This window comes from Kineococcus gurbantunggutensis, from assembly GCF_050871925.1.
Lineage (GTDB): Bacteria > Actinomycetota > Actinomycetes > Actinomycetales > Kineococcaceae > Kineococcus.
The window spans coordinates 1-10096 of record NZ_JBJLSG010000169.1 but is presented as its reverse complement, the minus strand read 5'-3'; the positions used below and the strand labels follow the sequence as shown (position 1 = coordinate 10096).

The window sequence follows — 10096 nt, the reverse complement described above, 5'->3', positions numbered from 1 at the left end:
CCACCCTCCTCGGGCTCGGAGGCGTGGGTGTCCGGGTGGTTGTGGTTGGCGGCCCGCGTCAGGGGGTGGGCCCGCGGCGCGGGGGGCGGGCCGCCGGCGCGCGGGCTCACAGCCCCTCCCGCAGCCGCTGCGTCTCCTCCTCCACCACGGCCGCGACGTCGAGCTTGGTGAACACCGGCGTCGGCGGGGCCACCGGCGTGCCGGGCACCACCGGGCGCGGGGCCCACTCCGGCAGCGTCGCGCCGTCCCCGGAGCCGCGGCGGTAGTCGCCGGTGAGCACCGGGTACGAGCGGGAGGCGTCGTCGAGGTCGGTGACCTCGCGCAGCTGCGGCAGCGGCGAGACGGTGCCGGTGCCGCCGAGGGCCTCGTGCACGGCCTGCGCCGAGTGCGGCAGGAACGGCGAGAGCAGCGTGCGGCAGTCCGAGACGGCCTGCGCCGTCACGTGCAGCACCGAGCGCATGCGCTCGGGGTCGGAGTTCTTGATCTTCCAGGGCTCCTGCTCGGTGAGGTACTTGTTCACCTCGCCGACCACGCGCATGGCCTCGGCGACCGCCGCGCGCTGGCGGTGCGCCTCGATGAGCCCGCCCACGGAGCCGAAGCCGGCCGAGGTGGTCTCCAGCAGGCGCCGGTCGGCATCGGTGAGCTCGCCGCGCTCGGGGATCGAGCCGACGTTCTTGGCGATGAGGCTGGCCGTGCGGTTGACGAGGTTGCCCCAGCCGGCGACGAGCTCGGAGTTGGTGCGGGTGGCGAACTCCTGCCAGGTGAAGTCCGCGTCGCTGTTCTCCGGGCCCGCCGCGGAGATGAAGTAGCGCAGCGCGTCCGGCTGGTAGCGCGCCAGCACGTCGCGCACGTAGATCACCACGCCGCGGCTGGAGGAGAACTGCCTGCCCTCCATGGTGAGGAACTCGCTGGCCACCACCTCGCTGGGCAGGTTCAGCGCGCCCAGCGGCCCTGGCTCGCCGCCCCTGGCGCCGCGCCCGTCGTGGGCCAGCAGCTCGGCCGGCCAGATCTGGGAGTGGAAGGTGATGTTGTCCTTGCCCATGAAGTAGTACGACTGCGCCGACGGGTCGGTCCACCAGGCGCGCCAGGCGTCGTCGTCGCCGGAGCGGCGGGCCCACTCCACCGAGGCGGACAGGTAGCCGATGACGGCGTCGAACCACACGTACAGCCGCTTGGCGGGGTTGTCCTCCCAGCCGGGCAGGGGCACCGGGATGCCCCAGTCGATGTCGCGGGTCATGGCCCGCGGCTTGAGGTCCTCCAGCAGGTTCTGCGAGAACCGCAGCACGTTGGGCCGCCAGCGGCCCGTCTCCGCGCGCGTCTGCAGCCAGGAGCCCAGGGCGTCGGCCAGCGCGGGCAGGTCCAGGTAGAAGTGCTCGGTCTCCACGAAGACCGGCGTCTCGCCGTTGATGCGGCTGCGCGGGTTCTTCAGCTCGATGGCGTCGAGCTGGTTGCCGCAGTTGTCGCACTGGTCCCCGCGGGCGCCGTCGAAGCCGCAGATGGGGCAGGTGCCCTCCACGTAGCGGTCCGGCAGGGTCCGCCCGGTGGACGGGGAGATCGCGCCCATGCCCTTCTTGGCCACCATGTACCCGTTGCGGTGCACGGTGCGGAACATCTCCTGCACCACCGCGTAGTGGTTGCGCGTGGTGGTGCGGGTGAACAGGTCGTAGGACAGGCCCAGGGCGTGCAGGTCCTCGGCGATGACGCGGTTGTAGCGGTCGGCCAGCTCCTGGGGGCTCACGCCCTCCTGCTCGGCCTGCACCAGGATCGGGGTGCCGTGCTCGTCGGTGCCGGAGACCATGAGGACGTCGTGACCCGCCATCCGCATGTACCGGCTGAACACGTCGGAGGGGACGCCGAAGCCGGCGACGTGGCCGATGTGGCGGGGACCGTTGGCGTAGGGCCAGGCCACCGCGGACAGGACGTGGGTCATGGCCCGATCCTAGGGCGCCCGCCCGCCGCGCCCGGGCTCCACCGCGGCGCCCGCGCCCCGGGGGCGCCCCGTGGGCACCGGCGGGGCCACCGGCGGGCGGGGGCCGCGCTCGCCGAGCACGTGTCGCACCCTGGCCGTAGCGTCGGGCCCGTGAGCGAGAACACGCACGAGGACGCCCCCGACCCGACGCAGAACGCCGAGAAGGACCCGGAGACCTGGGTCACCGGCGACGAGCCGATGACCGGCCCGCAGAAGAGCTACCTGCAGACCCTGGCCCGCGAGGCGGGCCGCGAGCTGCCCGAGGACCTGACCAAGGCGAAGGCCTCGGAGCTGATCGACGAGCTGCAGCAGCAGACCGGCCGCGGGCAGTAGCCCGCCGTGGCCGCCACGGGCGCGCCCGCGGGCGCCGGGGCCCGGCTGGCGTCGGTGACCGTCGACGCCGCCGACCCGCGCGCGCTGGCGCACTGGTGGGCCCGGGCGCTGGACTGGCGGCCGGGCTACGCCGACGCCGGCGAGGTGGACGTCGACCCGCCCGAGGGCGAGCCGGGCGTGCCGCTGGTCTTCGTGCCGGTGCGCGACCCCAAGCGCGGCCCCAACCGGGTCCACCTGGACCTGGACACCTCCTCCCCCGCCGACCAGCGCGAGACGGTGCAGTTCCTGCTGGACGCCGGCGCGCGCCGCGCCGACGTCGGGCAGGGGGACGTGCCCTGGGTGGTGCTGGCCGACCCGGAGGGCAACGAGTTCTGCGTGCTGGACCCGCGCCCGCAGTACGAGGGGTGCGGGCGGGTGGCCGCCGTGGTGGTGCAGGCGCTGCGCCCGGAGGCGCAGGCCGCCTTCTGGGAGCCGCTGACGGGCTGGCGGCGGGTGCGCTCGGGCCCGGCGGTGGCGGCCCTGCGCGACGGCGACCGCGGGCCCTACCTGGAGTTCGTGCGCACCGGCACCCCGCGCTCGGGCAAGAACCGCTGGCACCTGGACGTGCGCCCCACCTCCCCGCCGCCGGGCCAGGACCGCGTGGTCGCGGCCGCGCGGGCCGCGGGGGCGCGCCCGGTGGACGTCGGGCAGCACCGGCGCGTGAGCTGGGTGGTGCTGGGCGACCCGGAGGGCAACGAGTTCTGCGTGCTCTCCGGCCGCGGCGCCTGAGCGGCGCCCGCCCCGCCCGCCGCCCCGCCCGTCACCACCGCCCGTCACCACCGGGCCCGGGGCGGTGGCCTCAGGGCCGCAGCGTCAAGGCAGCAGCAGGAGCTTGCCGGTGGTGCGCCGGCCCTGCAGGTCCTCGTGGGCCTCGCGCGCCCGCTCCAGCGGGTACGTGCCGCCGACGCGCACGTCCAGGCGCCCCTCGGCCACCCAGCCGAGCAGCTCGCCGGCGCGCGCCAGCAGCTCGGCGCGGTCCTGCGCGTAGGAGGCCAGCGTGGGGCGGGTGAGGAAGAGGGAGCCGGCGGCGTTGAGGCGCTGCACGTCGAAGGGCGGCACGGGGCCGGAGGAGGCCCCGTAGACGACCATCGTGCCGCGCGGGCGCAGGGCGCTCAGGGAGTCGTCGAAGGTGTCCGCGCCCACGCCGTCGTAGACGACGTCGACGCCGCGGCCGGCGGTGAGCTCGCGGGCGCGGCGGGCGGCGTCGGCGTAGCCGACGACCTCCTCGGCGCCGGCGGCGCGCGCCAGCTCGGCCTTCTGCGGCGTGGAGGTGGTGGCCAGCACCCGCCCCCCGCGCAGCCGCACCAGCTGCGTGAGCAGCAGGCCCACCCCGCCGGCGGCGGCGTGCACCAGGGCCCAGGTGCCGTCGGTGACGCGGTGGGTGTCGGTGGCCAGGTAGTGGGCGGTCAGCCCCTGCAGCAGCACCGCGGCGGCGGTGCGCGCGTCGACGCCGTCGGGCACGGGCACCAGCTCGTCGGCGTCGACGACGACGCGCTCGGCGTAGCTGCCGGGGCCCTCCTTCCAGGCCACGAGCAGCCCCGGCTCGACGCCCCGCACCCCCTCGCCGGCGCGCACCACGCGCCCGGCGCCCTCGCCGCCGAGCACGGCGGGCAGGTCCAGGGGGTAGGCGCCGCTGCGGCGGTAGGTGTCGACGTAGTTCACGCCGGCGGCCTCCACGGCCACGAGCACCTGGCCCGGGCCGGGCTCCGGCTCGGGCAGGTCGGCGACGGTGAGGACCTCCGGGCCGCCGGTGGCGGTGATCTGCACGGCTCGCACGGGCGCGATCCTGCCCCACCGCCGCGGCGGCCACGAGCGGGCCGGCGCCGCGGCCGTCCCGGCGGCCGCGGGCGCCTCAGCCGCCGGTGCTCTCCCGCACCACCAGGCGGTGCTCCGCGGTCAGGGTGCGCGGCGGGGCGTCCAGGCCGTCGAGGCGCTCGGCGAGCAGGGCCAGCGCCTGCTCGGCCACGGAGGTGCGGTCGATGGCGACGCTGGTGAGGGTGGGGGCGCAGAAGCGCGACTCCTCCACGTCGTCGACGCCGACGACCAGGACGTCCTCGGGCACCCGGCGGCCCAGGCGGCGCAGGGCGTGCATCGCGCCGAAGGCCAGCAGGTCGTTGGCGGCGAAGACCGCGTCGACGTCGGGGCGGGCGGCGAGCAGCTCCAGCGTGCCGTCGTAGCCGTGCCCGCGCTCCCACTCGGGGGTGGGCTGCATGAGGGCGGGGTCCGGCGCGAGGCCGGCGCGGGCCAGCGCCCGGCGGTAGCCGGCCAGGCGCTGGGCCAGCACCGGGGAGCGCTCGGCGTCCTTGTCGCCCAGGAAGGCCACCCGCCGGCGCCCGCGCTCGAGCAGGTGGGTGGTGGCCAGGTCGCCGATGGCCACGGAGTCGATGGTGACGCGGTCGGCGTCGGCGCCCTCGCCGTTCTCCCCGATGAGCACCGCCGGCGTGGTGTCGCGCCGCTCGGCGAGCACGCCGGTGGGGATGTTCAGCGGGACGAAGACCAGGCCGTCGACCATGCGCACGCCGAAGCCGTCGGCGGCCTGGCGCTCGCGGTCGGGGTCGGCGTCGGTCTGCTCGACGAGCAGGGTCAGCCCGCGCTTGCGGGCGGCGTCGACCAGGGCGCTGGTGAGCTCGCCGTAGTAGGGGCTCATGACGTGCGGGATCGCCAGCGCGATGAGGCCGCTGCGCCCCTGGCGCAGCTGGCGCCCCATGCCGTTGGGCCGGTAGTCGAGCTGCTCGATGAAGACGCGCACGCGCTCGCGCATCTCGGGGCGCACGTGCGGGTGGCCGTTGACGACGTTGGAGACCGTCTTGATCGAGACGCCGGCCGCGGCCGCGACGTCCTTCAGCGTCGTCGCTCGGGTCGCTGGCATGCCCGAATCATGGCACCTCCCGCGGTGGGTTCGCTTGACGTGCCCCACCTCGAGGGTGTTTCTTTCTTCCAACGTTGCAAGGATGCATTGGAGGTCGACGATGACCCGAAGGACCCTCTCGCGCAGGACGACCCTGCGCGCAGCGGGTGCGGCCCTGGGACTGGGCGCCGCGGGGCTCGCCTCGTGCGCCGCGCCCGTCGCGGGCAGCGGCTCGGGCAGGCAGCTGGCGTACTGGAACTTCTTCACCGGCGGTGACGGTGAGCGCATGGTCCAGCTGGTCAACACCTACCGCGACGAGGCCCCCGAGGTGGACGTCACCGACACCACCCTCGCCTGGGGCGCGCCGTACTACACGAAGCTGGCGATGGCCTGCGCCGGCGGCCGCGCCCCGGACCTGGCGACGATGCACATGTCGCGCCTGCCCCCGTTCGCCGCGCACCTGCTCGACCCGTTCGACCTGGACGAGCTCGCGGCCCGCGGCATCACCCCGGACCAGTTCCCCGCCCGCGTGTGGGACAAGGCGCAGCACGACGGGCAGCTGTACGCGCTGCCCCTGGACACGCACCCGATGGTGCTCTACGTCAACACCGACCTGTGCGCGCAGGCCGGGCTGACGGGCGCGGACGGCCAGCTCGCCCCGATCACCTCCGCCGAGCAGTTCCTCGACGCGGGCCGGCGCCTGGCGGAGGTCACCGGTTCCACCGGGATCTCCTGGGCCGCGGCCGACGGCCTGGGCGGCTGGATGATGTTCTGGTCGGTCTTCCGCCAGCTCGGCGGCCGCCTGGAGCTGCCGCAGGGCGGCACCGCGCAGGTCGACCGCGACGCGGTGGTGCAGGCGTTCTCCTTCATCCGGGACCTGACCGACGGCACGATCTGCTCGCCCACCCTGGACGGCCCGGCGGCCCCGGCGGTGTTCGCCAGCCAGCAGGCGGGCCTGTTCGTCCTGGGCCCGTGGGAGCTCATCACCGCCGAGACCGCGGGGATCCCCTTCACGATGACGCAGTTCCCCGCCCTGTTCGGGGACCAGCCGCTCGTGCGGGCCGACAGCCACAGCTTCGTCCTGCCGCGGCAGGCCTCGGTGGACCCCGCGCGCCGCGCGGCCGCCTACGACATGGCCGCCTCGATGCTGCGCAACAGCCTCTCGTGGTCCGGCGGCGGGCACGTCCCCGCGCTGTCGGCGGTCTCGCAGAGCCCGGAGTTCCGGGCGCTGCAGCCGCAGTCGAACTACGCCGGCGCCGCCGAGCACGTCGAGTACGACCCGGACGCCTACTTCTCCGGCTCCGGGTCGCAGCTGATGTCCTTCGGCGGTCAGCAGATCCTCAGCGTCTCCACCCGAGCGCAGACGCCCGAGCAGGCGACCGACGCGCTCATCAGCTGGATCGACCAGCAACTCGCCATCCCCAGCCCGGTCTGACCCGGCCGTCGACGACAGAGGTACCCATGGCCACCACCGCGAGCGGTCACACCCTCGTGCAGCCGCCGGGGGCGACGAAGCCCCGGCGCGAGACCGCGTCCCTGACGACGAACCCGGGCGGGTTCTGGTTCGTCCTGCCCTTCGTCGTCGTGTACGCGGCGTTCACCATCTTCCCGGTCCTCTACGGGTTCGGGATGAGCTTCTTCAACGTCAGCCTCGCCGGCGCGCCGACGACGTTCGTCGGGGTCGACAACTACGCCGAGCTGCTCGGCGACGCGCAGGTGTGGCGCACCCTGGGCCACACGCTGCTCTTCACGCTGATCTCCACCGTCCCGCTGGTCGTCGTCTCGCTGGCGATGGCGCTGCTGGTGCACACCGGCGTGAAGGGCCAGTGGTTCTGGCGCTTCTCCTTCTTCGCGCCCTACCTGCTGCCGGTCTCCACGGTCGTCCTGATCTGGAACTGGCTGATGCAGGGCGACTTCGGCTTCATCAACGGCGTCCTCGACGTCGCCGGGCTGCCCAGGGTGGGCTGGCTGAGCGACGAGGGCGTGGCGCTGCTGTCGGTGGTCCTCATCACCGTCTGGTGGACCGTCGGGTTCAACTTCCTGCTGTACCTGTCGGCCCTGCAGGCCATCCCGGAGTCGGTGTACGAGGCCGCCTCGCTGGACGGCGCCGGCGGCTGGCGCCGCACCCTCTCGATCACGCTGCCGCTGCTCAAGGGCACCACCGGCCTGGTCCTCGTCCTGCAGGTGCTGGCCTCGCTGAAGATCTTCGACCAGGCGTACATCCTGTTCGGCGGCTCCGGCGGCCCGGGCGGCGCCGCGGCGCCGATCCTGCAGTACGTCTACGACACCGGTTTCGTGAACTACCGCCTCGGCTACGCTTCGGCGATCTCCTACGTCTTCTTCGCCCTCATCATCGTCGTCTCGCTCGGGCAGTTCGCCCTGAGCCGCCGCCGGGGAAGGACCGCAGCATGAGCACCCTGACCGCCCCCCGGGCCGAGGCGGCGGCGACCTCGCGCAGCGGCTCGAAGGTCCGCCAGTACTCGCCGGTGGGCCGCGCCCTGGTCGTCACCGCCCTGGTCGTCGTGGCCGTGCTGTGGCTGGCGCCGCTGGCCTGGGCGCTCATCACCTCGCTGAAGCCGGAGGCGGAGACCACCGACGTCCCGCTGCAGGTCGTCCCCGACGCCGGCTTCACCGGCGCGGCCTACGGCTCGGTGCTGGGCAACGACAACCTCATCACGTGGTTCGTCAACTCCACCCTCGTGGCCGTCGTCGTCACGGTGCTCACGGTGGCGGTCTCGGCACTGGCCGCCTACGGCTTCTCGCGGTGCAGCTTCCGCGGCCGCGGCCTGCTGTTCGCCCTGACGGTCGCCGGCATCATGGTCCCCCCGCAGATCCTCGTCGTCCCGCTGTACCGCGAGGTGCTGGCGATGGGCCTGGCGGACACCTACTGGGGCATCATCCTGCCGCAGCTGGCCGTGCCGACGATGGTCTTCATCCTGAAGAGCTTCTTCGACGGCATCCCCAGGGAGCTGGAGGAGGCGGCCCGCGTGGACGGCGCCGGCTCGTTCCGCATCTTCTGGCAGGTCGTCGTGCCGCTGTCGCGCTCGATCCTGGCGGCCGTCGCGATCTTCGTCTTCATCGGCGCGTGGAACAACTTCCTGTGGCCGTTCATCATCACCTCGAACCCGGACCTGATGACGCTGCCGGTCGGCCTGGTGCAGGTCCAGTCCAGCTTCGGCGTGCGGTACGCGCAGGTCATGGCCTCCGCGCTGCTGGCCGGCCTGCCCCTCATCATCGTCTTCATGCTGTTCCAGCGGCAGATCATCCGCGGGGTCGCGACCACCGGCCTCGGCGGCCGCTGACCCCCTCGCCCCGCACACCCACCCAGGGAGGAAACCCGTGCGCAAAGCCCGCCTGACCCTCGACCCCGCCTTCACCGTCGGGCCCGTCCCGCGCCGCCTGTTCGGCTCGTTCGTCGAGCACATGGGCCGCTGCGTCTACACCGGCATCTTCGAGCCGGACCACCCCACCGCCGACGAGGACGGCCTGCGCGGCGACGTGCTGGAGCTGACCCGGCAGCTGGCCCCCACCGTGGTGCGCTACCCCGGCGGCAACTTCGTGTCCGGCTTCGAGTGGGAGGACTCCGTCGGCCCGCGCGAGGAGCGCCCCCGCCGCATCGACCGCGCCTGGCGCTCGGTGGAGACGAACCAGTTCGGCCTGGCCGAGTTCGACTCCTGGGCCCGCAAGGTCGGCACCGAGACGATGATGGCCGTCAACCTCGGCACCCGCGGGCTGCAGGACGCCTGCAACCTGCTGGAGTACACGAACCTGAACTCCGGCACGAAGTACTCCGACCTGCGCGTCGCGCACGGCACCAAGGACCCGCTGGACGTCAAGCTGTGGTGCCTGGGCAACGAGCTGGACGGCCCGTGGCAGACCGGCCACAAGACCGCCCACGAGTACGGCCGGCTGGCCGCCGAGACCGGCATGGCGATGCGCTCGATCGACCCGGACATCGAGCTGGTCGCGGTCGGCTCCTCCAGCCGCTCGATGCCCACGTTCGGCGAGTGGGAGTCCACCGTCCTGGAGCTGTCGTACCACGCGGTGGACTACGTCTCCTGCCACGCGTACTACGAGGAGTCCGACGGCGACTCCGCCAGCTTCCTGGCCTCCGCGGTGGACATGGACCTGTTCATCGACCAGGTGGTGGCCACGGCCGACGCGGTGCGCGCGAAGGGCAAGCACAACAAGCGCATCAACATCTCGTTCGACGAGTGGAACGTCTGGTACCAGTCCCGCCCGCACCACGCCCCCGGCGTGCAGCCGTGGGACGTGGCCCCGCGCGTCATCGAGGACGAGTACTCGATCACCGACGCCGTCGTCGTGGGCACCCTGCTGAACTCCCTGCTGCGCCACGCCGACCGCGTCACGATCGGCGCGCAGGCCCAGCTGGTCAACGTCATCGGCCTGCTGCGCAGCGAGCCGGGCGGGGACGCGTGGAAGCAGACCATCGCCCACCCGTTCGAGCAGGTGCGCCACCTGGCCACCGGCGAGGTGCTGCGCGTCGCGGCCAGCTCCGACAAGTACGAGACCGCCAGGTTCGGCGACGTCGACGTCGTGGACGCCAGCGCCACCTGGGACGAGGACACCTCCACGGTCTCGCTGTTCCTGGCCAACCGCGACGAGTCCGACAGCGCCTCCGTGGAGGTCTCGCTGCGCGGCTTCGACGTCTCGAAGGTCGTGGGCGCCAAGGTGCTGGCCGCCACCGAGGGCCAGGACCGGCACACCACCAACGCCACCGGCGCGCACGACCAGGTGGGCCTGCGCCCGCTGCGGGACGTCACCCTCGTCGACGGCCTGGCCACCGTCGTGCTGCCGCCGCTGTCGTGGGCGGTCGTGCAGGTCGCCAAGGCCTGAGCCGGGCACCGGGCGGGGCGGCGGGCCGGGTGGCCCGGCTGCGGGCCCCC

Annotated in this window: 9 protein-coding genes; 6 read left to right on the top strand and 3 right to left on the bottom strand. The window is 73.8% G+C overall.

What is annotated here, in order from left to right:
* Nucleotides 1-106: 106 nt before the first annotated feature.
* Complete coding sequence (metG, locus tag ACRYR7_RS21655) at nucleotides 107-1930, bottom strand: methionine--tRNA ligase (RefSeq protein WP_432574186.1); 1824 nt, start codon at nucleotides 1928-1930, stop codon at nucleotides 107-109.
* A 150-nt stretch (nucleotides 1931-2080) separates the two neighbouring features.
* On the opposite strand from metG, the gene ACRYR7_RS21650 reads away from it, so the two are divergent.
* Nucleotides 2081-2302 (top strand): DUF3072 domain-containing protein, encoded by a 222-nt coding sequence (locus ACRYR7_RS21650; protein WP_432574185.1) that lies wholly within the window; start codon nucleotides 2081-2083, stop codon nucleotides 2300-2302.
* Between the two features lie 6 nt (nucleotides 2303-2308).
* Nucleotides 2309-3070: a VOC family protein gene (locus ACRYR7_RS21645; protein WP_432574184.1), complete on the top strand. Its 762-nt coding sequence runs from the start codon at nucleotides 2309-2311 to the stop codon at nucleotides 3068-3070.
* 84 nt (nucleotides 3071-3154) lie between these two features.
* Here the strand turns inward: ACRYR7_RS21645 and ACRYR7_RS21640 are convergent, their stop codons facing one another.
* On the bottom strand, nucleotides 3155-4117 hold the full coding sequence (locus ACRYR7_RS21640; RefSeq protein ID WP_432574183.1) for a quinone oxidoreductase family protein: 963 nt from the start codon (nucleotides 4115-4117) through the stop codon (nucleotides 3155-3157).
* A gap of 76 nt (nucleotides 4118-4193) precedes the next feature.
* Entirely contained in the window at nucleotides 4194-5210 is a 1017-nt protein-coding gene (locus ACRYR7_RS21635) for a LacI family DNA-binding transcriptional regulator (protein ID WP_432574182.1), read from the bottom strand.
* 100 nt (nucleotides 5211-5310) lie between these two features.
* Between ACRYR7_RS21635 and ACRYR7_RS21630 the strand changes: the two genes are divergently transcribed.
* From ACRYR7_RS21630 to arfA, 4 genes are read left to right on the top strand one after another with little or no spacing between them, the layout of a single operon-like run.
* A complete protein-coding gene (locus ACRYR7_RS21630) occupies nucleotides 5311-6624 on the top strand; it encodes an extracellular solute-binding protein (protein ID WP_432574181.1) in 1314 nt (437 codons plus the stop codon).
* A gap of 26 nt (nucleotides 6625-6650) precedes the next feature.
* Nucleotides 6651-7601 carry a carbohydrate ABC transporter permease gene (locus ACRYR7_RS21625; protein ID WP_432574180.1) on the top strand — a complete coding sequence of 317 codons (951 nt, stop codon included), beginning with the start codon at nucleotides 6651-6653 and terminating at the stop codon, nucleotides 7599-7601.
* Nucleotides 7598-8491 (top strand): carbohydrate ABC transporter permease, encoded by an 894-nt coding sequence (locus ACRYR7_RS21620; RefSeq protein ID WP_432574179.1) that lies wholly within the window; start codon nucleotides 7598-7600, stop codon nucleotides 8489-8491. The genes ACRYR7_RS21625 and ACRYR7_RS21620 overlap by 4 nt, the downstream gene beginning before the upstream one ends.
* Before the next feature lie 37 nt (nucleotides 8492-8528).
* The gene (arfA, locus tag ACRYR7_RS21615) at nucleotides 8529-10046 is read left to right on the top strand and encodes an arabinosylfuranosidase ArfA (RefSeq protein ID WP_432574178.1); all 1518 of its coding nucleotides are present in this window, start codon (nucleotides 8529-8531) and stop codon (nucleotides 10044-10046) included.
* The last annotated feature ends 50 nt before the right edge of the window (nucleotides 10047-10096 follow it).